Consider the following 20,055-nt stretch of genomic DNA (forward strand, 5'->3'; position numbering starts at 1 on the left):
CAGGAGTCCGCCATGAGCGAAGCCAACGATCGTCCCGTCGACGACGACGCGTGGGCCGACGCGTGCGCAGAGGACCTCGCCGCCGAGCAGGCCCGCCGCCGCGCCGCGTACGGCCCGCCGCCCGGCTCCGCCGCCGAGGAACTGCGCAAGCTGATGGACGCGGTCGCCGACAAGCTCGGCTCGTTCCAGGCGCCGCTCCTCGGGCTCGCCGCCCAGGGTGCCGTGCAGCAGGTCATCCAGCAGGCCAAGGCGGCAGTCGAGCCCGTCATCGAGCGCAATCCGGACGTTTTCGAGCACATCGCGGCCGCCGGCAGCGAACTGCTCGCCGCCTACCGCTCCGCGGTCGAGGGCCAGGAAGGCCGCTGGACCCGTGGGGCAGGCGACCCCGCGGGCACGGAAAAGAAGGCCGAAGCCCCCGATGGCCCCCGGGACGAGGGGTCCGGCGCCGGCGAACACATCGACCTGGACTGACCGGCGCCGACAGGGCGGGGCCCCGCCTCGGGTACGGTTGCCTCAGCGGGGCTCGACCGGAACTGAGGGATTCATGGGACTCACCATCGGCGTCGATATCGGCGGCACGAAGATCGCAGCTGGAGTGGTCGACGAAGAGGGCCACATCCTCTCGACCTTCAAGGTGCCGACCCCGCCGACAGCCGAAGGCATCGTGGACGCGATCGCGGCGGCGGTGTCCGGCGCCAGCGAGGGTCACACGGTCGAGGCGGTCGGCATCGGCGCGGCCGGATACGTCGACGACAAGCGGGCCACGGTGCTCTTCGCACCCAACATCAACTGGCGCCACGAGCCGCTCAAGGACAAGGTCGAGCAGCGCGTCGGCCTCCCCGTCGTCGTCGAGAACGACGCCAACGCGGCGGCCTGGGGCGAATACCGCTTCGGTGCCGGCCAGGGCCACGACGACGTCATCTGCATCACGCTGGGCACCGGCCTCGGCGGCGGCATCATCATCGGCAACAAGCTGCGCCGCGGACGCTTCGGCGTGGCCGCCGAGTTCGGCCACATCCGGGTCGTCCCGGACGGTCTGCTCTGCGGCTGCGGCAGCCAGGGCTGCTGGGAGCAGTACGCCTCCGGCCGCGCCCTCGTGCGGTACGCGAAGCAGCGCGCCAACGCCACCCCGGAGAACGCCACGATCCTGCTGGCGCTCGGCGACGGCACCGTCGACGGCATCGAGGGCAAGCACATCAGCGAGGCCGCCCGCCAGGGCTGCCCGGTGGCCGTCGACTCGTTCCGCGAGCTGGCCCGCTGGGCCGGCGCCGGACTCGCCGACCTGGCCTCGCTGTTCGACCCGTCGGCCTTCATCGTCGGCGGCGGCGTCTCGGACGAGGGCGAGCTGGTCCTCGACCCGATCCGCAAGTCGTTCCGGCGCTGGCTGATCGGCGGCGAGTGGCGCCCGCACGCCCAGGTGCTCGCGGCCCAACTCGGCGGCAAGGCAGGGCTCGTGGGCGCCGCGGACCTGGCCCGCCAGGGCTGAGCCCGCCCGCATCACGCAAACGCCGGACGCCCGTCGCGCCCCCTCGGGGAGCGGCGGGCGTCCGCCGTATCGTGAGGGCATGGCCACGATGTCGCTGCCCGATTCCCGCACCGAGCAGGACGGCTCGGCCGTCATCAGGGTGCTCAGCTACAACATCCGGTCGATGCGCGACGACCGCGCCGCCCTCGCCCGGGTCATCCGCGCCTGCGCCCCCGATCTGGTCCTCGTCCAGGAGGCGCCGCGGTTCTTCCGCTGGCGCAAGTACGCCGCCCGGCTCGCCGCCGCCACCGACCTGGTGATCCTCGGCGGGGGCGCCACCGCGGCCGGGCCGCTGCTGCTGTGCTCGCTGCGCGCCACGGTCGAGCGCACCGAGGACATCCTGCTGCCGCGCACCCCGGGGCAGCACCGCAGGGGATTCGCCACCGCGGTGGTCCGGTTCGCGGGCGCCCGGCTCGGCGTGGTGAGCTGCCACCTGAGCCTCCAGCGGCAGGAGCGCGCGGCCCAGGCGGAGCGGCTGACCACGACCGTGGACGCGCTGGGCGTGGAGCACGCGGTGGTCGCCGGCGACCTCAACGACGTACCGAGCGGGCGGGCCTTCCGGCGACTGGCCGGGCGCTACCAGGACTGCTGGGAGACCGAGCCGCGGGGCGGCGAGTACACCTTCCCCGCGCACGACCCGCTCCGCCGGATCGACGCCGTCTTCGCCACCGACGGCGTCGAGGTCCTGGGCTGCGGGGTCCCGAACGGGCTGCCCGGGGTGCGGGAGGCCGACCTGCGGGCCGCGACCGACCACCTGCCGGTCCTGGCCGCGCTGAGGGTGCCCGCCGCGCCGGACGGCAGCTAGGGCCTCTCGTTTGGATCAGGCCGGAGCCCGCGAGCCCGGCATGATCCAAACGAAAGGCCCTAGACCACCGCGCCCCGGCCGGGGTCGTCGTCTCCCTCGTCGTCGGGGTTCATCCGCGCCACCAGCGTCACGAAACCGCCCAGGAAGCCGCCGACGCACACCGTCGTCAGCCACCAGGTCATCTCCCAGGACAGCAGCACCGCGAGCAGCATCAGCACCGGCCCGCCGACCACCGCGAGCCAGGCGAACTTCGCCGTGACGTCCGCCTCCGGCAGCGGCGGCGGCTCCGGCGGCACGAAGTGCCCCTCGTCGTCGTCCCCGCCGGCGGCGTCCGGGTCGGCCGGCTCGAAGTCGCGCGGCCCGGCGCCGACCCCGGGCGCGAACACCACGGAGCTGCCGAGCGGGCGGTCCGGCTCCGGCTTGGGCGGCCGCTTGCCGAGCCCCTTGTCCGGGTCCGGGGCGGTCAGCGGACCGTCGTCCGGCAGCGCGAGATCCTCGATCGACCGGAAGGGCCTGGCCCCCGGCGGGTCCGGCGGCTCCTGCCCGTACCCCGCGACGATGGCCTTCCAGGCGGCCTCCTCGTCGAGCGGCCCGCCGTCGCCCTCACCGGCCGCCGGGGCGGCCGGTGCCTCGGGCGCCGCGGAGCCGCCGTCGTCGGCGACGGCCGCTCCCTCCACGGGGAGCGGCTCGCGCTCCTCCTCGCTGCCCGCGCGCTCCGCGTCGTGCTCAGCCACCGGACGTGCTCCCCTTCTTCCCGCCCTGTTCCTTCTCGTTCGGAGCGAGGCGGCCGATGAACGCATGGCTCTCGTCGAAGATCCGCTTCGCATCATGGTCCAACGTCGCCACGTGGTAGCTCTGTTCCAGCAGGACCTCACGGACATCCGTCGAGGAGACGCGGCTCAGGATGCGGGCGGAGTCGGCGGGCGGCACGACATGGTCCTGCGGGCTGTGCAGCAGCAGGAGCGGCTGGGTGACCTGGGGCAGGTCGCCGTCGACCAGCCGGAAGAACGTCCGCACCGAGTGCGCCGCGTGCAGCGGCACCCGGTCGTAGCCCACCTCGGCGACGCCCTCCAGCGCGATATCGCTGACCAGGCCCTTCGTCGTGGGCACCAGATGACGGACCACCGGCAGCGCGTGCGCCGCGAGGCCGTGCACCTTGTTGGCCGGATTGACGAGGACCAGACCGCTGACCGCGTCGCCGTGCTTCGCGGCCAGCCGCAGCGCCAGCGCGCCGCCCATGGACAGCCCGAAGACGAAGACCCGCGCGCAGCGCTCCAGCAGGCCGCGCAGCTCCCGGTCCACCTCCGCGTACCAGTCCTGCCAGCCGGTCACCTGCATGTCCTGCCAGCGCGTGCCGTGTCCCGGCAGCAGCGGCAGCGACACCGTGAGACCGCGCTCGGCCAGATACTCGGCCCAGGGACGCAGCGACTGCGGGGAACCGGTGAATCCGTGACAGAGGAGGACGCCGACCTCTCCGCCCTCGTGGCGGAACGGCTCGGCTCCGGGAAGGACCGGCACCGGGGTCTCCTGTTCGTGAGGCTCGCGGGGAGCGTGAGGGGGTGTGCGGAAGGATGTACGGGAGTGCGCGAGGATTACTTCACCGTACGCGACCGGGCCGACACCGACCAGGGCCGTCACCGGGCGGTCCCGCCCCTGAGCACGGACACCCCGCCCCCGCCGGGAGGAGGGACGGGCCGTACCTCGGGTTAAGGTCTGTCGGACAGCACACAGGAGGCACCCGAGTTGATCTACGGCGCTATGAAGTTCTCCATCGGCGGGTCTCTGAAGCTCGCCTTCAGGCCGTGGGTGGAGGGCCTGGAGAACATCCCCGCGCGCGGGCCCGCGATCCTCGCCAGCAACCACCTGTCGTTCTCCGACTCCTTCTTCCTGCCGGCCGTCCTGGACCGCAAGGTGACCTTCATCGCGAAGGCCGAGTACTTCACCGCCCCCGGCGTCAAGGGCAAGCTCACCGCCGCGTTCTTCAAGGGCGTCGGCCAGCTCCCCGTCGACCGCTCGGGCGCGCGCGGCGCCGGCGAGGCGGCGATCCGGGCGGGCATCGAGGTCATCGAGAGCGGCGGCCTCTTCGGCATCTACCCCGAGGGCACCCGGTCGCCCGACGGCCGTCTCTACCGGGGCAAGCCCGGCGGCCTCGCCCGGGTCGCGCTGGCCACCGGCGCGCCGGTCATCCCCGTGGCGATGATCGACACGGAGAAGATCCAGCCGCCCGGCCAGGTGATGCCCAAGCTGATGCGCCCGGGGATCCGGATCGGCGAGCCGCTCGACTTCAGCCGCTACCACGGCATGGAGGGCGACCGCTTCATCCTGCGCTCGGTCACCGACGAGGTGATGTACGAGATCATGAAGCTCTCGGGCCAGGAGTACGTCGACATCTACGCGACCGCCGCCAAGCGGCAGATCGCCGACGAGGCCAAGCGCCGGTCCGAGGCCGCGAAGAAGACGGGCGAAGACGCCTAGCGTCGGTCCGCCGGGGGACGGGGGAGAACAGCATGGTCAAACGCGTACGCGTGGTACGGATGTCGGTGGAGCAGCCGCTGTGGCGCGCCCTGTCGGCGTACCGCGTCCTGACGATGCTCTACGCGCTGCTGCTCGCGGCCTTCGCCCGGCACGACTACGAGCGGCCCTGGATAGCGATCACGTTCCTGTCGCTGATGACCGTCTGGACGCTCGCCACCCTGCCGAAGGTGGGCAGCGCCGCCGCCTGCACCAAGCGCTTCCTGGGCGCGGACCTGGCCATCGCCCTGACCGGCATCGTCGTCACCCCGCTCGCCGACTTCCAGGCGCAGCACGTCGACGGGCCGACCCTGCCGTCCATCTGGACCGCCGGTTCCGTCCTGGCCTTCGCGATCAAGGGCGGCTGGCGCTGGGCCGGGTTCGCCTCCAGCCTCGTCGCCGTCGCCAACCTCATCGAGCGCGGCGAGCCCAGCCGCGACACCCTGCACAACGTGATGCTGGTCTGGGTCGCCTCCATCGCCATCGGGTACGTCGTCGAGGTCGCCCGCGCCAGTGAGCGCACCCTCGCCCGCGCCCTGGAGATCGAGGCCGCCACCCGCGAACGCGAACGCCTCGCCCGGGACATCCACGATGGCGTGCTCCAGGTCCTCGCGATGGTCCAGCGGCGCGGCGCCGCGATGGGCGGCGAGGCCGCGGAGCTGGGCCGGATGGCCGGGGAGCAGGAGGTCGCCCTGCGCACCCTGGTCTCCAGCGGCCTCGTGCCCCCCACCCGGGTCTCCGAGGACGCCTCCGAGGGCGCCGTCGTTCGCACCGTCGAGGCGGACGAGGACGAGCCGGGCGACGGGGACGGCGGCGAGATCGATCTGCGGACGCTGCTCGCCCCGCACGCCGGGGCCCGCACCAGCTTCGCGGAGCCGGGGGCACCGGTGCTGCTCCCGGCCCCGGCGGCCTCGGAGCTGGCGGCGGCGGTCGGCGCGGCCCTGGACAATGTCCGGGTGCACGCGGGGGAGGACGCCCAGGCGTGGATCCTGCTGGAGGACTGGCCGGACGAGGTCATCGTGACGGTCCGGGACGACGGCCCCGGCATCCCCGAGGGGCGGCTCGCGCAGGCCGAGGGGGAGGGGCGGCTCGGGGTCGCCCTGTCGATCCGCGGCCGGCTGCGCGATCTGGGCGGTACGGCTGAGCTGATCTCGGTGCCCGGCCAGGGCACCGAGGTCGAACTGAAGGTTCCGAAGGTTTCACGGGGGAAGGCGGGTTCGGTCCGATGAGCGCGACACACGAAGAGGGCGCCGGGCAGAGGGCGATCAGGGTGATGGTGGTCGATGACCACCCGATGTGGCGGGACGCCGTCGCCCGGGACCTCGCCGAGGCCGGCTTCGACGTGGTGGCGACCGCCGGGGACGGCCCGCAGGCCGTCCGCCGCGCCGGCGCCGTCACCCCGGACGTCCTGGTCCTCGACCTCAATCTGCCCGGCATGCCCGGGGTCCAGGTCTGCAAGGAACTCGTCGGCGCCCAGCCCGGACTGCGGGTGCTGGTGCTCTCCGCCAGCGGTGAGCACGCCGACGTCCTGGAGGCGGTCAAGTCCGGCGCCACCGGCTACCTGATGAAGTCCGCGAGCACCCAGGAGCTGACCGAGGCCGTCCGCCGCACCGCCGCCGGTGACGCCGTCTTCACCCCGGGCCTGGCCGGCCTGGTGCTCGGCGAGTACCGCAGGCTGGCCTCCGAGCCCGCACCGGCCGCCTCCGACGAGCCCAAGGCCCCGGAGCTGACCGACCGGGAGACCGAGGTGCTGCGGCTGGTCGCCAAGGGGCTCTCGTACAAGCAGATCGCCGAACGGCTCGTCATCTCGCACCGCACCGTGCAGAACCACGTCCAGAACACCCTGGGCAAGCTCCAGCTGCACAACCGGGTCGAGCTGGTGCGGTACGCCATAGAGCGCGGGCTCGACGACGCGTAGGGCCTGAGCGGCGCGGCGGGGCACCCGGCCGTATATTCGCCAGGACCGGCCGCGCAGCACGCAGACAGGGGAGACGTCGTGGAGATCCTGGCCTTCGGAGTGCAGTCCGACGAGAAGCCGCTGATCGAGAAGGCCTTCGCCGGGAAGCACGAAGTCCGGTGCCTGGACGTCTTCCTGAACCGGGACACCGCGCCCATCGCCGCGGGCTACGAGATCGTCTCCACCAGCGTCAACGCCGACCTGGGCGGCGCCGTGCTCCAGACCCTCGCGGCCGGTGGCACGCAGCTGATCGCCCAGCGCTCCACCGGCTTCAACAACATCGACCTGGACGTCGCCGAACGCCTCGCCCTGCGCGTCGCGAGGGTCTCGTACTACTCCCCGTACTCGGTCGCCGAGTTCGCCTGGACCCTCGCCATGGCGGTCAACCGCCGGGTGATCCGGGCCGCGGGCCGCACCCGTGACTTCGACTTCCGGCTCGACGGGCTCCTCGGCCGCGACATGCACGGCCGCACGGTGGGCGTCATCGGCACCGGCAAGATCGGTGAGGCGTTCACCCGGATCGCCCACGGCTTCGGCATGAAGCTGCTCGGCTGGGACGTCGCCGAGAACCCGGCCTGCGTCGAGCTGGGCATGCGCTACGTCGACAAGGAGCAGCTGCTCGCGGAAGCCGACCTGGTCAGCCTGCACGTGCCGCTGCTCCCGGCGACCCACCACCTCATCGACAAGGACGCCCTCGCCCTGATGAAGGACGACGCGATCCTGGTCAACTCCAGCCGGGGCGGCCTCATCGACACCTCGGCGCTGGTCGTCGAGCTGCGCGCGGGCCGCTTCCTGGGCGTGGGACTCGACGTGTACGAGGCGGAGGCCGGGCTGTTCTTCCTGGACAAGTCCCTGGAGGGCGTCGACGACGACACCCTGGCCCGGCTCGTCACCTTCCCGAACGTCATCGTCACCTCGCACCAGGCGTACTACACCGAGGACGCGGTCGGCCAGATCATCGACGCCACCGTGAAGAACGTCGACGACTACCTGGCCGGCCGCCACAGCGAGAACGTACTGGTCCCCGCCCGCTCCGGGTCCTGATCCCGAGCCTCAGCCGCGTACCGGCAGCCCCGCCAGCAGCTCGGTCACGATCGCCGCACCGCGCATCGTCAGCACCGACTCCGGGTGGAACTGCACCGAGGCGAAACCGGCCCCGCGCAGCGCGTGCAGCTCCCCGGAGACCGCGTCCCGGCTCGCCTCGATGCCGTGCGCCGCCAGCTCCGCCGCCCCGGAGCCGTCGCACAGCGCGGTGAAGCTGTTGTAGAACCCGACCGTCTCGGGCCGCCCGAACAGCTCGATACGGGTCTGCGCCCCCTGGTACGGCACCGCCTTGCGGACGATCTCCAGGCCCAGTTCCGCCGCGATCAGCTCATGGCCCAGGCACACGCCGAGCAGCCCGTGCCGGTGCTCCCGCACCAGCTCGGCGGCCATCGCGCGCAGCAGCCGCATCTTGGGGTCGGCCGCGTCGCCCGGATTCCCCGGCCCGGGGCCGAGGACCACGGGCCCCTCGTGCGCCCGCACCGCCTCCCGCAGCCCCGGCTCGTCGTAGCGGCGCACGGTGACGTCGAGTCCCGAGGCGCGCAGCAGGTGCCCGAGCATCGCGGTGAACGTGTCCTCGCCGTCGACCACCAGCGCGTGGCCGGTGCGCTCGGCGGCGCGCTCCTGCATCCGCAGCCAGAACGGGGCGAGCCCGTCGCGCCGGGCGTCCAGGGCCTCCCGCACCCGGGGGTCGGCGGCCAGCCGGGGCCGCTCCCGCTCCGCCTCGGGGCGGGCCGGGCGCACACCGAGGGCGGCCAGCACCCCGGCCGCCTTCGCGTGGGTCTCCGCGACCTCGCCGTCCGGGTCCGAGTGGCGCACCAGCGTCGCACCGACCGGCACCCGCAGCGCGCCGTCGGCCGCGATGTCGGCGGTCCGGATGAGGATCGGCGAGTCCAGGGTCTGCGTACCGTCCGCCTCCCGGCGCAGCAGGGCCAGCGCGCCCGCGTAGTAGCCGCGCCCGCCGGCCTCGTACCGTTCGATGACCCGGCAGGCGTTCTGCACCGGGGAGCCGGTGACCGTCGCCGCGAACATGGTCTCCTTCAGCACCTCGCGCACATCCAGCGACGAGCGTCCGCGCAACTCGTACTCGGTGTGGGCGAGATGGGCCATCTCCTTGAGACGCGGGCCGATCACCACCCCGCCCATGTCGCCGACCGTGCACATCATCTTCAGTTCCTCGTCGACCACCATGGAGAGCTCCTCGGTCTCCTTGCGGTCGCCGAGGAAGGCGAGCAGGCCCTCGGCGGTCGGCCCCTCGGCGGGGTAGCGGTAGGTCCCGCTGATCGGGTTCATCACGACGGTCCCGCCCGACATCCGGACATGCACCTCGGGGCTCGCGCCGACCAGCGTCCTGTCGCCGGTGTGCACGACGAACGTCCAGTACGCGCCCCGCTCCCCGGCCAGCAGCCGCCGGAACAGGGCCAGCGCGTCCGCCCGGCCGAACCCCGGGATCTCGCCCCGGAACGTCCGCCGGATCACGAAGTTCGCGCCCTCGCCCCGGCCGATCTCGTCCTCGATCACCCGCCGCACGGTTCCGGCGTACTCCTCGTCGCTGACGTCGAACGCGCCGTTCTCCACGCGGACTTCGTGGCGGGGAAGCCGCTCCAGCGCCTCGTCGAGGGTCATCGTGTGCGACTCGTCGGCGACCAGGACCGACAGCGGTGTGCCGTCGTCGCGTACGTCGAAGCCGCGCTCCGCGATCTGCCGGAACGGCACCAGGGCCAGCGACGGCCGCTCACCGACCGGGATGTCGGCCAGCCGCTCCGCCTCGTGCACCCGGCCGATCAGCACCTCGACGGTGTCGTGGTCGTGGCCGGGGGTGCGGCGGCGCAGCAGGGCGAACGGCGGGCAGTCGTCGTCCAGGAGTCGGTCGATGCTCATGTCGGTGCTCATGCGGTGCGGTTCCTTCCAGGGGGATCAGCTGGGAGGAACGGCCCGCGGACACGGAAAAGGCCGCCCCTCGGGCGGCCTCTGCGTCGGTGTGTACGCGCGAATCAGTGGGCCGCCGGATGAGCGGTCCACCACCAGTTACGGGTCGAGTGCGCGAACATGCCCGTACCTTAGCCCACGCCGGACGGCGACGGGGCCCTTTCCCGTCCGGCCGGACGGGAAAGGGCCCCGCGTACACAGGACGTGCTGTCGGCTAGAACAGCAGGTCGTAGATCTGCCAGCCGTTCCCGACCTGCGACTTCGCCGCGAACGGGGCCGTCACGTTGCCGGTGGAGTGGTAGAACCAGAAATCTCCGGCCGAGTCCACGCCGACCAGGTCGCCCCGGCCGTCGCGGTCCAGGTCGCTCGGGCCGAGCAGCAGCTTGTACTTGCCCCAGCCCGAACCGATCTTGACCCGCGCGTCGTACGGCTTCGTCGCCGAGCCGGTGCCCGTGTAGATCCACAGCACCCCGGCCTTGTCCCTGGCTACGAAGTCCGCCTTGCCGTCGCCGTTGAGGTCGCCGGTGGAGACGATCTGGTCGTAGATCTGCCAGCCGGTGCCGATCTTCGCCTTGGGCGCGAAGGGCTTCTCCGGGGTGCCCGTGCCCTTGTAGAAGTAGATGTCACCGGCGGCGTTGCGGGCGATCATGTCGGCCTTGCCGTCACCGTCGAGGTCGCGCATGCCGTTGAGGCTGTTGTACTGGTTCCAGCCGCTGCCGACCTTGAGCCGGGCCATGTACGGCTTGTCCGGGTTGCCGCTGCCGCGGTAGTACCAGAGCACGCCGTCCTTGTCGCGGGTCACGAAGTCACCCGTACCGTCCGCCCGCAGCGCGGTCATGGCGGTCATCGCGGTGTAGCTGCCCCAGCCGTAGCCCGCCTGGTAGCGGCGGTAGTACGGGGAGGAGGCGCTGCCGGTGCCCTGGTACTGCCAGATACGGCCGGCGCTGTCGCGGCCGATCATGTTGTAGCGGTCGGTCGCGGCGTCGGGGGCGACGCTGCTCGCCTCCTGGACGTCGCTCGCCTTCACCCACGCGATGCGGTGGTTGTAGCGGATCGGGGTGTAGACCGTGGTGCCCACGACCCGGATCTGCGAGGAGCCGAAGTAGTCGTCGCCCTGGACGTCCGCCCCGGCCCGTACGTACGCCTGGCCGGCGGGCAGCTTGTACTTCGTGAGGTAGTCCGGGTTGTCCGTCGGTGCCTCGGCGCCCGTGCCCTCGTACGCCGAGGCCTCCGGGAAGGAGCGGCCGTACAGCCGGGCCGTGGCCCCGGACTTCAGCTTGATCACGGCCGGGGCCGGACCGTCGACGCGCGAGGTGAACTGGCCGCCGGGGTTGGAGAACCACGCCTTCTGACCGCCGTACCAGATGGCGGTCCAGTCGCCCTTGACCTCGGCGACGACGTACTTGCCGCCGGCGACGACCTTGTTGCCCCAGTTCGGGCCGTCGGTGGCCTTCACGTTCGGCATGTACGGGTCGACGATCTTCGACGCGGACGTGGAGGCCGCGGTGTACAGGTAGCCGAAGTTCGCCGGCTGCTTGGCGACCGCCTTGCCCTCGTACGTCAGCTCCGGCTGGTTGGCCGTGGTGAACGGCGGAACGACGCGGACCACCTGGCCGGCCTTGACCGGGCCGCCCGCGCCCTCGGCGCCGGTCGGGGCGCCCATCAGCGCCATGTAGTGGTTCCAGTCCCAGAACGGGCCCGCGTCCCAGTGCATGCCGGCGACGCCGGTGGGCCCGGCGTCCAGACTGCCGGGCACCTCGTCGTGACCGATGATGTGCTCACGGTCCAGCGGGATGCCGTACTTGCCGGCGAGGAACTTCACCAGGGCGGCGGAGGACTCGTACTGCGGCTCGGTGTACCACTTGCCGGCCTTGATCGCGTAGCCCTCGTGCTCCACGCCGATCGAGTGCATGTTGAGCGACCAGTTGCCCGCGTGCCATGCCAGGTTCTTGTTCTCGACCATCTGGGTGACCAGACCGTCGGAGGCACGGATCACGTAGTGGGCACTCGCGCCCTGCGACGGGTCCTGGAACGTGTCCAGCGCGACCTGGTAGCTGCCCTCGGTGTCGTGGATGACGATCTGGCGGATGTCGTACCCGCCCGCGGGCCGGCCGGCCAGGCTGTAGTTGCGGGTGCCGGTCTTCGGGTCCTGGGCCGGGACGAAGTTGCAGTTCAGGCCGGAGGGGCACTCGGGAGTGGGCGTCGCGGCCGTGCTCGCGGGCGTCGCGGCGAGCGAGAGCTTCGCCGGCTTGACCGGGGCGACGGACGGGTCGGCGGGAAGCGTGACCTGCTGGCCGTCCGCGGTGAGCTCCCGCTCACCGGTCCTGACCGAATCGAAGACCCGCTTGGCGAAGAGATCGGCACCCTTGGCGTCCGGGGCCTGGCTGTACCTGGCCACCGCGGCGTACCAGCGGCCCGGCTCCTTCGGGAGCGAGCCGGTCGCGTCGCGCTGGTACTCCGCCAGGAGCGCGGCGCCCGCGCGGATGGACTGCTCCGTGCTGTCCTGGACCGCGTCCGTGCCGGTGTCGATCAGCTTCGCGGCCTCGTCCAGCGTGTGCAGCCGGGGGTCGCTCGTGTCGACGGGCTCCTTCGGGAGCGAGCGCTTCGCCTTGGCGGCGTCGAACTTCTTCTCGATCTCGGGGCTGCCGCTCAGGTTGACGTGCGCGAGGCCGTCCTCGGCGACGTCCTGCGGGGTCACCCGCGTGAGCCCCATGACGTTGTACGCCCCGCTCGTGCTGGGCTCCCCGTCGTGGCTCTCCCAGCGCGTCTGCCGGTACGAGACGGCCATCAGCACGCTCTGCGGTACGTCGAACTCACGGGCCGCGTCCTCGAACTGGGCCTGGAGCACGGCGGAGGCCGAAGCGGGCTTGGCGTCCGTGGTGCCGGGGTCCTGCGAGGCCATGGCCAGGGTGCCGATGGTCGCGGTCGCCACGACGGCGGCGCCGGCGCCGATCAGCAGCCGTCTCTTCCTGAGGTCCCTACGGTGATTCCGCTTCAAGTCCCCACCCTCGATGTCCACTTGTCCAACGTTGTGCAACGCTGAAAGACGCGAGGCTAGCAGGCCGCACGGACAGCCCCGGCGCCGACCGCGCCGAGACGTGCGTCTCAGTCACTGAGCAACCCGGAAAAGCACCGGGCGCGACCCCGTAATGTGGGGGCCGTGACCGTGAACGCCAATACCTCCGTCGCCGGTGGCAACACCTGGCGAGACCTTCCCGCGGCGCAGCAGCCCGAGTACCCCGACTCCGAGGCCCTGCGCGATGCACTCGCGGACCTCGCGTCGTATCCGCCGCTCGTCTTCGCGGGCGAGTGCGACCAGCTGCGTGCCCGTATGGGAGCCGTCGCCAAGGGCGAGGCGTTCCTGTTGCAGGGCGGCGACTGCGCCGAGGCCTTCGACGCCGTGTCGGCCGAGCACATCCGGGCCAAGCTCAAGACGCTGCTCCAGATGAGCGCCGTCCTCACCTACGCGGCTTCCGTGCCCGTCGTCAAGGTCGGCCGGATCGCCGGCCAGTACTCCAAGCCGCGCTCCAAGCCGACCGAGACCCGCGACGGCGTGACCCTGCCGACCTACCGCGGCGACTCCGTCAACGGCTTCGCCTTCACCGAGGCCGACCGCGTCCCGGACCCGGAGCGCCTGAAGCGGATGTACCACGCGTCCGCCTCCACGCTGAACCTCGTGCGCGCCTTCACCACCGGCGGCTACGCCGACCTGCGCCAGGTGCACGCGTGGAACCAGGACTTCGTGAAGTCGTCCCCGTCCGGCCAGCGCTACGAGGCCCTGGCCCGCGAGATCGACAACGCGCTGAACTTCATGAAGGCCTGCGGCACCGACCCGGCTGAGTTCAAGGCCGTCGAGTTCTACGCCTCGCACGAGGCCCTGCTGCTGGACTACGAGACGGCGCTGACCCGCACCGACTCGCGCACCGGCCAGCTGTACGACACCTCGGGCCACATGGTGTGGATCGGCGAGCGCACCCGCCAGATGGACGGGGCGCACATCGAGTTCGCCTCGAAGGTCCGCAACCCCATCGGCATCAAGCTCGGCCCGACGACCACCGTCGACGAGGCGCTGGGCTACGTCGAGCGTCTCGACCCCGAGCGCGAGCCCGGCCGGCTGACCTTCATCGTCCGCATGGGCGCCGACAAGGTCCGCGACAAGCTGCCCGAGCTGGTCGAGAAGGTCACGGCCTCCGGCGCCACCGTCGCCTGGGTGACCGACCCGATGCACGGCAACACCTTCGAGGCCGCCTCCGGCCACAAGACGCGCCGCTTCGACGACGTCCTGGACGAGGTCAAGGGCTTCTTCGAGGTGCACAAGGGCCTCGGCACCCACCCGGGCGGCATCCACGTCGAGCTGACCGGCGACGACGTCACCGAGTGCGTCGGCGGCGGCCACGAGATCTTCGTGGACGACCTCCACCAGCGCTACGAGACGGCCTGCGACCCCCGGCTCAACCGCAGCCAGTCGCTCGACCTGGCCTTCCTCGTCGCCGAGATGTACCGCGACCAGTAACGGTCACGGCGAGCAGTACCCGTACGACTGTGGGGCACGGATCGATGTGATCCGTGCCCCACAGGGCGTTCACGGGCTTTTGCCGCCCGCGCGTGGCGGGTAAGGTTAGGTTAGCCTCACCGATCATCGGGGCGGCGCCCATGACCCGTCCCCGCCCGGGAGGTGAACCGCATGTACGTCTGCTCGTGCTTCGGCATTACGGAGCAGCAGGTCAAGGACCATGCGGCAGCCGGTGCCTGCACGCCCCGCCAGATCGCCTCCGCCTCCAAGGCCGGCACGGACTGCGGCGGCTGTGTCCGCACCATTCAGGCGATGCTCGGACGCGGTGCCTGCCCGCGCCGCGAACTGCTCGACGGAAAGCGTGCGACGGCATCCGCCGTCACCGAACCGGCGGCCGGGCTCCCCGAAGCCGCCTGAGCGCGCCCAGGCGCGGTCAGCTGTCCGGCTGCTCGATGAGCTGGGCGATGTACAGCGGCTCCCCGAGCTTCTCGACCAGGTCCAGCTGCGTGTCGAGGTAGTCGATGTGGTGCTCCTCGTCCGCGAGGATCGACTCGAAGATGTTCGCGGAGGTGATGTCGCCCTTGCTCCGCATCAGCTCGATGCCGCGCTTGAGGCGGTCGATCGCCTCCACCTCGACCTGCCGGTCCGCCTGGAACATCTCGGTGACCGTCTGGCCCACGCGCACGTGGAAGAGCCGCTGGTAGTTCGGCAGACCGTCGAGGAAGAGAATGCGGTCGGTCAGGATCTCGGCATGCTTCATCTCGTCGAAGGACTCGGCGCGCGTGTATTTCGCGAGCTTCGTCCAGCCGAAGTTGTCCTGCATCTTGGCGTGCAGGAAGTACTGATTGATGGCAGTCAATTCGGCGGTCAGCTGTTCATTCAGGAACTCGATGACCTCGGGGTCGCCCTGCATCGCAGAGGCTCCTTCCAACCGGTGAACTGGGCACGTTGGCCGCATCCTTGCATCGCACCAGGAAGTCGTCCAGTAAGTGCACGCTTAGTACGAGTTGCCCGAATCGCCTCTGCCCTGGTCACGACCACCCCTGCCTGTCTGTCACCATGGAGTCATGGGTCAGCCGGAAAGCCGGGAACACCGCGCGTCAGAGCAGTCCGAGCTTCCGCCGGGCCAGCGGCTGCAGCGCGGGTGGCCGGTCACCCATTACGGGCCGGTGCCCAAGTTCAAACCGGACCGCTGGGAATTCCGGGTCTTCGGCGCTACCGCCGACGGCGAGAAGCACTGCTGGAACCACGAGGAATTCTCCGCACTTCCGTTCTCGTCGGTCGTCGCCGATCTGCACTGCGTGACCAAATTCAGCATGCTGGGCGCCGAGTGGGGCGGTGTGCTCGCCCGCGATCTCGTGGCCCTCGCCCCGCCCGCCCCTCAGGCCAGCCATGTGATGGTCTGGGCCGAGTACGGCTTCAGTTCGAACCTCCGGCTCGACGACTTCCTCTCCGACCGGACCCTGTTCGCCACCCACAAGGGCGGCGAACTGCTCACCGCCGAGCACGGCTTCCCGCTCCGGCTCGTCGTCCCCCATCTGTACGCGTGGAAGGGCCCCAAGTGGGTCCGGGGCATCGAGTACATGACCGCCGACCGCCGGGGCTTCTGGGAGGAGCGCGGCTACCACAACATCGGCGACCCCTGGCAGGAGCAGCGTTACTCCTATCAGGAGGAGCCCGGGGACGGCCCCGAACTCTGACCGCCGGCCGGGGTGCGGCGCGGGGGGCCCGCCGGGTCAGCCGCCGTCGCGGAGCGCCTGGAGCCGGGCCACGTCCGCGGCGTGGCCCTCCTTGCCGCCCGGTGTCTCGATGACCAGCGGAACGCCCTCGGTGGCGGGATGGCCGAACAGCTCGCGGAACGGCTCCTCGCCGATGTGGCCCGAGCCGATGTTCTCGTGCCGGTCCTTGTGGGCGCCGGCGACGTCCTTGGAGTCATTGGCGTGGATGAGCTTCAGCCTGCCCTCGCCGACCGTCCCCACCAGCAGGTCCAGCGTCTCCTTCATGCCGCCGGGCCCGGCGAGGTCGTGCCCCGCCGCGAAGATGTGGCAGGTGTCCAGGCACACCCCGAGCTTCGGATGGGCGTCCAGCGCCTCGAAGTACGGGCCGAAGTCCCAGGTCCGCGAGCAGAGCGAGGAGCCCTGGCCGGCCGTCGACTCCAGCAGCAGGAACGGGTCGTCGTCGTGCGTCAGCTCGTCCAGCAGCGGCCGCATGTGCGTGCGCACCTGGGCCAGCGCCTCCTCGCGGGGCCGCCCGCCGGTCGCCGAGCCGGTGTGCACCACGACGCCCAGGGCGCCGATCTCGCGGGCCCGGCGCAGCGAGTGGCGCAGCGACTCCACGGACCGCTCGACCGTCGCCGGGGTGTGCGAGCCGAAGTTGATCAGGTACGGGGCGTGGACGTACGCCGGGATCGACTCGGCGGCGCACTGGGCGCGGAACAGCTCGTCCTGCGCCGGGTTGCCGGCCGGGGTGGCCCAGCCGCGCGGGTTGGCGACGAAGACCTGGACGGCCTCGGCGCCCATCTCGCGGGCATAGGGGAGGCCGGCCTTGGCGAGGCCGCCGGCCACCGGTACATGGCCGCCGACTGGGTTGCGCATACGGATCTCTACAGTCCCTTGGTCTTGATGGTGATGGTGCTGCCCTCGGGGGCCTGGTCGCCGCCGTCCACGGACTGGCTGGAGATCTTGTCGCTGAGGTAGGGGAAGCCGTGCTTGACGTCGACCTCGAAGCCCGCCCCCTCCAGCTCGGCCTGGGCGTCGTCGGCGTTCATGCCGACCACGTCCGGCACGTCGACCATCCGGGGCCCGTCGGACACGGTCAGCTTGACGGTGTCGCCCTCGGCCGCCTCGGTGCCCTCGGCGGGCGACTGGCGGGCGATGTCGCCCTTCTCCTCGGGCGAGTGCACCCGGCCGGGGACCACCTCGGCCTTCAGCCCCTCGTCGGCCAGCGCGTCGGTGGCGTCGTCCACGGAGAGCCCGGTGACATCGGGGACGTCGACGGGGCTGCCCTTGGAGACCACGATCGCGACCGCCGAGTCGGGGTGGCGCTCGGTGCCCGCCTCGGGGTCCGTGCGCACGACCTCACCGGCCGCGATGTCCTCGTTGAACTCCCTGGTGACCATGCCGGGGAGCAGGCCCGCCTTCTTCAGCTGCCGCTTGGCGTCGGCGAGCCGGACGCCCTCGACGTCGGGCACCTCGATGATCTCGGGGCCGCGCGAGACGACGAGCGAGACCGAGCCGTTGCCCCTGATGCGGGCGCCCGACTTCGGGTCGCTGCCGATGACCTTGCCCCGGTCGACGGTGTCGCTGAAGGCGCGCTTCACGCCCTTGAGCTCCAGCCCGGCGTCCGAGAGCCGCTTCTTCGCCGCCTGCTCGGTCTGGCCCAGCAGCGAGGGGACCTTGGTGAACTGCCCGGAGTTGATGTACCAGACGCCGCCGCCGATGCCCAGGACCAGCAGCACCGCCAGGACCGCCGCGATCAGCCCGCGCCGCGGACCGCCGCGCGGCCCGGTCCGCCGGGGCGGCAGCGGGTGCTCCGGCGGTGGCATCTCCAGCCGGTTGGTGTGGTGGGCGGTGCCCAGGTCCCTCGGCAGGACCCGGGGGATCACCGTCGTCCGGGATTCGGGCCCCTCCGTGACCCCCTCCGGACCGTCCGCGGCCCCGTCCCGCGCCAGGGCCAGGGCACGCGGCGGTACGGAGTCGAGCTGCGCTTCCGTGAGGGCGGCGCGCGCCCGGCGGGTCTCGGCGAGCAGCTCCACCGCGTCGAACGGGCGGACGTCGAGCGAGCGGGCGGTGGCGCTCGCCACCAGAGCGTCGAGCTCCGGCGCGAGGCCGGGGACGGCGGCCGACGGGGCCGGCACGTCCTCGTGCAGATGCTGGTAGATGACCTGGGCGGGGGACTCCCCGTCGCGCGGCTTGTCGCCGGTGAGCATCTCGTACAGCACGACCCCGCAGGCGTATACGTCGGCGCGGGTGTCCGCGGTGCCGTGCTCGATCTGCTCGGGGGCGAGGTACGAGACGGTGCCGAGGATCGTCCCGGTGGTGTTCGTCACCGCGTCCACGGCCCGGACCAGGCCGAAGTCGGCGACCTTGACCCGGCCGTCGTCGCCGATCAGCACGTTCTCCGGCTTCATGTCGCGGTGCACGAAGCCCGCGCGGTGCGCCGCGCCGAGGGCGGCGAGGACCGACTCCAGGATGTCCAGCGCGGCCCGCGGCGCGAGCGCGCCGCGCTCGCTGAGCACATCGCGCAGCGTGCACCCGGCGACGTACTCCATCGCCAGGTAGACGTACTGCCCCTGGGCGCCCTGGTCGAAGACCCCGACCACGTTGGGGTGGGCGAGGTGCGCCACCGACTTGGCCTCGCGGATGAAGCGCTCGACGAACGAGGCGTCGGTCGCGAGCGCCGGGTGCATCACCTTGAGGGCGAGCACCCGGTCGAGCCGGGTGTCCATGGCCCGGTAGACCGTGGCCATGCCGCCCACGGCGATGCGGGCATCGACGCGGTAGCGGCCGTCGAGCAGCTGCCCGACGAGGGGGTCCTGGAGGGTCGTATCCACCATGCGAGTCTACGAGCCGCCACGGACAGGCCCGCCGCCGTGGAGCGAACCCGGCGCAGTACTGAAGCCGAGCCGTGACAGGGGCGTGAGGCCGGGGGCCGGAATCCCGGCCTCCAGCGGCCCCGCGGCGCCGGAACTGTGGATTCCGGCACGTTGGTCCGGACCGGGCGGCCCCTCGCCCTCAGAACGCCGGCCGCTCCGGGTCGAGCACCGCGCGCCCGGTCACCGGCGACGACGCCTCGGCGAAGTGCCGGCGCGGGATGCGCCCGGCCCGGTGCGCGAGCCGCCCGCCCTCCACCGCGTGGCGCATCGCGGCGGCCATCAGCTCGGGCTCCTGGGCACGGGTCACCGCCGAGGCGAGCATCACGGCCGCGCACCCCAGCTCCATGGCGAGCGCGGCGTCCGACGCCGTCCCGGCGCCCGCGTCCAGGATCACCGGCACCCGGGCCTGCTCGGTGATCAGCTGGAAGTTGTGCGGGTTGCGGATGCCCAGGCCCGAGCCGATGGGGGAGCCGAGCGGCATGACCGCCGCGCACCCCACGTCCTCCAGCTTCCGGGCCAGGACCGGGTCGTCGTTGGTGTACGGCAGCACGGTGAACCCGTCGTCCACCAGCGTCTCCGCGGCGTCGAGCAGTTCGACGGGGTCGGGCAGCAGGGTGCGCTCGTCGGCCACCACCTCCAGCTTGACCCAGTCCGTGCCCAGCGCCTCGCGGGCCAGCCGCGCGGTGAGCACCGCCTCGCCGGCGGTGTAGCAGCCGGCGGTGTTCGGCAGCACCCGGATGGACAGCTTCTCCAGCACGGAGAGCACGGAGCCCTGCACGGTCGGGTCGAGGCGGCGCATGGCGACGGTGGTCAGCTCGGTGCCGGACGCGGTCAGGGACCGCTCCAGCACGTCCAGGCTGGGGGCGCCGCCGGTGCCCATGATCAGCCGGGAGGTGAAGTCGGTGCCCCCGAGGGTGAAGAGATCGTCGGACATGGTCAGCCTCCCTGGACAGCGGTCAGGACCTCGACCCGGTCGCCGTCGGTGAGCGCGGCGGCGGGCCACTGGCCGCGCGGCACGACGGTCTCGTTGAGCGCGGCGGCCACGCCGGCCGGCGCCTGGGTCAGCGTCGCGACGAGCGCGTCCAGGGTGGTGCCGGCGGCGACGGCGACCGGTGCGCCGTTCACGGACACGGTGAGCGGGGTGGGCTCGGTCATGCGGGCTGCTCCAGGGGTGCGGGGG

At 72.0% G+C, this 20,055-nt stretch carries 20 protein-coding genes; 10 read left to right on the plus strand and 10 right to left on the minus strand.

From position 1 onward, the window contains the following. Positions 1-12 precede the first annotated feature (12 nt). The 3 genes from EAO73_RS19860 to EAO73_RS19870 all read left to right on the plus strand — a co-directional run bounded on the left by EAO73_RS19860 (position 13) and on the right by EAO73_RS19870 (position 2,330). The gene (locus EAO73_RS19860; RefSeq protein WP_147972856.1) at positions 13-471 is read left to right on the plus strand and encodes a DUF5304 domain-containing protein; all 459 of its coding nucleotides are present in this window, start codon (positions 13-15) and stop codon (positions 469-471) included. A 73-nt stretch (positions 472-544) separates the two neighbouring features. Beyond that, positions 545-1,486, plus strand: coding sequence for an ROK family glucokinase (locus tag EAO73_RS19865; protein WP_147972857.1), 942 nt, complete (start codon positions 545-547; stop codon positions 1,484-1,486). 79 nt (positions 1,487-1,565) lie between these two features. Further along, on the plus strand, positions 1,566-2,330 hold the full coding sequence (locus EAO73_RS19870; RefSeq protein ID WP_147972858.1) for an endonuclease/exonuclease/phosphatase family protein: 765 nt from the start codon (positions 1,566-1,568) through the stop codon (positions 2,328-2,330). A gap of 59 nt (positions 2,331-2,389) precedes the next feature. Here EAO73_RS19870 and EAO73_RS19875 read toward each other — a convergent pair whose 3' ends face one another. Continuing rightward, positions 2,390-3,064, minus strand: a complete 675-nt coding sequence (locus EAO73_RS19875) for a hypothetical protein (protein ID WP_147972859.1) — start codon at positions 3,062-3,064, stop codon at positions 2,390-2,392. Continuing rightward, a complete protein-coding gene (locus EAO73_RS19880; RefSeq protein ID WP_147972860.1) occupies positions 3,057-3,848 on the minus strand; it encodes an alpha/beta hydrolase in 792 nt (263 codons plus the stop codon). The genes EAO73_RS19875 and EAO73_RS19880 overlap by 8 nt, the downstream gene beginning before the upstream one ends. Positions 3,849-4,073: 225 nt before the next feature. Between EAO73_RS19880 and EAO73_RS19885 the strand changes: the two genes are divergently transcribed. The 4 genes from EAO73_RS19885 to EAO73_RS19900 all read left to right on the plus strand — a co-directional run bounded on the left by EAO73_RS19885 (position 4,074) and on the right by EAO73_RS19900 (position 7,842). After that, positions 4,074-4,805 carry a lysophospholipid acyltransferase family protein gene (locus tag EAO73_RS19885; RefSeq protein ID WP_224756377.1) on the plus strand — a complete coding sequence of 244 codons (732 nt, stop codon included), beginning with the start codon at positions 4,074-4,076 and terminating at the stop codon, positions 4,803-4,805. Between the two features lie 32 nt (positions 4,806-4,837). Then, the gene (gene macS / locus EAO73_RS19890; RefSeq protein ID WP_147972861.1) at positions 4,838-6,070 is read left to right on the plus strand and encodes a MacS family sensor histidine kinase; all 1,233 of its coding nucleotides are present in this window, start codon (positions 4,838-4,840) and stop codon (positions 6,068-6,070) included. Further along, on the plus strand, positions 6,067-6,759 hold the full coding sequence (locus EAO73_RS19895; protein ID WP_147972862.1) for a response regulator: 693 nt from the start codon (positions 6,067-6,069) through the stop codon (positions 6,757-6,759). Before macS ends, EAO73_RS19895 begins: the two co-directional genes overlap by 4 nt. 78 nt (positions 6,760-6,837) lie before the next feature. Next, positions 6,838-7,842, plus strand: a complete 1,005-nt coding sequence (locus EAO73_RS19900) for a 2-hydroxyacid dehydrogenase (protein ID WP_147972863.1) — start codon at positions 6,838-6,840, stop codon at positions 7,840-7,842. 9 nt (positions 7,843-7,851) lie between these two features. Here the strand turns inward: EAO73_RS19900 and EAO73_RS19905 are convergent, their stop codons facing one another. The 3 genes from EAO73_RS19905 to EAO73_RS19915 all read right to left on the minus strand — a co-directional run bounded on the left by EAO73_RS19905 (position 7,852) and on the right by EAO73_RS19915 (position 12,766). Next, a complete protein-coding gene (locus EAO73_RS19905; protein ID WP_147972864.1) occupies positions 7,852-9,732 on the minus strand; it encodes an anthranilate synthase family protein in 1,881 nt (626 codons plus the stop codon). A gap of 101 nt (positions 9,733-9,833) precedes the next feature. Then, positions 9,834-9,890: a trp operon leader peptide gene (locus EAO73_RS37345; protein ID WP_073735655.1), complete on the minus strand. Its 57-nt coding sequence runs from the start codon at positions 9,888-9,890 to the stop codon at positions 9,834-9,836. A gap of 92 nt (positions 9,891-9,982) precedes the next feature. Next, the gene (locus tag EAO73_RS19915; protein WP_191134150.1) at positions 9,983-12,766 is read right to left on the minus strand and encodes an N-acetylmuramoyl-L-alanine amidase; all 2,784 of its coding nucleotides are present in this window, start codon (positions 12,764-12,766) and stop codon (positions 9,983-9,985) included. Positions 12,767-12,934: 168 nt separating this feature from the next. On the opposite strand from EAO73_RS19915, the gene EAO73_RS19920 reads away from it, so the two are divergent. Together EAO73_RS19920 and EAO73_RS19925 are read left to right on the plus strand one after the other, a co-directional pair. Then, positions 12,935-14,281, plus strand: coding sequence for a class II 3-deoxy-7-phosphoheptulonate synthase (locus EAO73_RS19920; protein WP_191134193.1), 1,347 nt, complete (start codon positions 12,935-12,937; stop codon positions 14,279-14,281). A gap of 171 nt (positions 14,282-14,452) precedes the next feature. Next, the gene (locus tag EAO73_RS19925; protein ID WP_147972866.1) at positions 14,453-14,698 is read left to right on the plus strand and encodes a bacterioferritin-associated ferredoxin; all 246 of its coding nucleotides are present in this window, start codon (positions 14,453-14,455) and stop codon (positions 14,696-14,698) included. A gap of 16 nt (positions 14,699-14,714) precedes the next feature. On the opposite strand, the gene bfr is transcribed toward EAO73_RS19925, so the two are convergent. After that, a complete protein-coding gene (bfr, locus tag EAO73_RS19930) occupies positions 14,715-15,194 on the minus strand; it encodes a bacterioferritin (protein WP_147972867.1) in 480 nt (159 codons plus the stop codon). Between the two features lie 154 nt (positions 15,195-15,348). Here bfr and EAO73_RS19935 point away from each other — a divergent pair, with 154 nt between their 5' ends. Next, positions 15,349-15,981, plus strand: coding sequence for a sulfite oxidase-like oxidoreductase (locus EAO73_RS19935; RefSeq protein WP_147972868.1), 633 nt, complete (start codon positions 15,349-15,351; stop codon positions 15,979-15,981). A gap of 36 nt (positions 15,982-16,017) precedes the next feature. Here EAO73_RS19935 and EAO73_RS19940 read toward each other — a convergent pair whose 3' ends face one another. The 4 genes from EAO73_RS19940 to thiS form a co-directional block, all read right to left on the minus strand. Continuing rightward, on the minus strand, positions 16,018-16,875 hold the full coding sequence (locus tag EAO73_RS19940; protein WP_147972869.1) for a deoxyribonuclease IV: 858 nt from the start codon (positions 16,873-16,875) through the stop codon (positions 16,018-16,020). A gap of 8 nt (positions 16,876-16,883) precedes the next feature. Beyond that, entirely contained in the window at positions 16,884-18,833 is a 1,950-nt protein-coding gene (gene pknB, locus EAO73_RS19945) for a Stk1 family PASTA domain-containing Ser/Thr kinase (RefSeq protein WP_191134194.1), read from the minus strand. Positions 18,834-19,014: 181 nt separating this feature from the next. Further along, the gene (locus tag EAO73_RS19950; protein ID WP_147972871.1) at positions 19,015-19,809 is read right to left on the minus strand and encodes a thiazole synthase; all 795 of its coding nucleotides are present in this window, start codon (positions 19,807-19,809) and stop codon (positions 19,015-19,017) included. 2 nt (positions 19,810-19,811) lie between these two features. Further along, on the minus strand, positions 19,812-20,030 hold the full coding sequence (thiS, locus tag EAO73_RS19955) for a sulfur carrier protein ThiS (protein WP_147972872.1): 219 nt from the start codon (positions 20,028-20,030) through the stop codon (positions 19,812-19,814). Between the last annotated feature and the right edge of the window lie 25 nt (positions 20,031-20,055).

It is taken from the genome of Streptomyces sp. col6, assembly GCF_008042035.1.
In the GTDB taxonomy this organism is placed as follows: Bacteria; Actinomycetota; Actinomycetes; order Streptomycetales; family Streptomycetaceae; genus Streptomyces.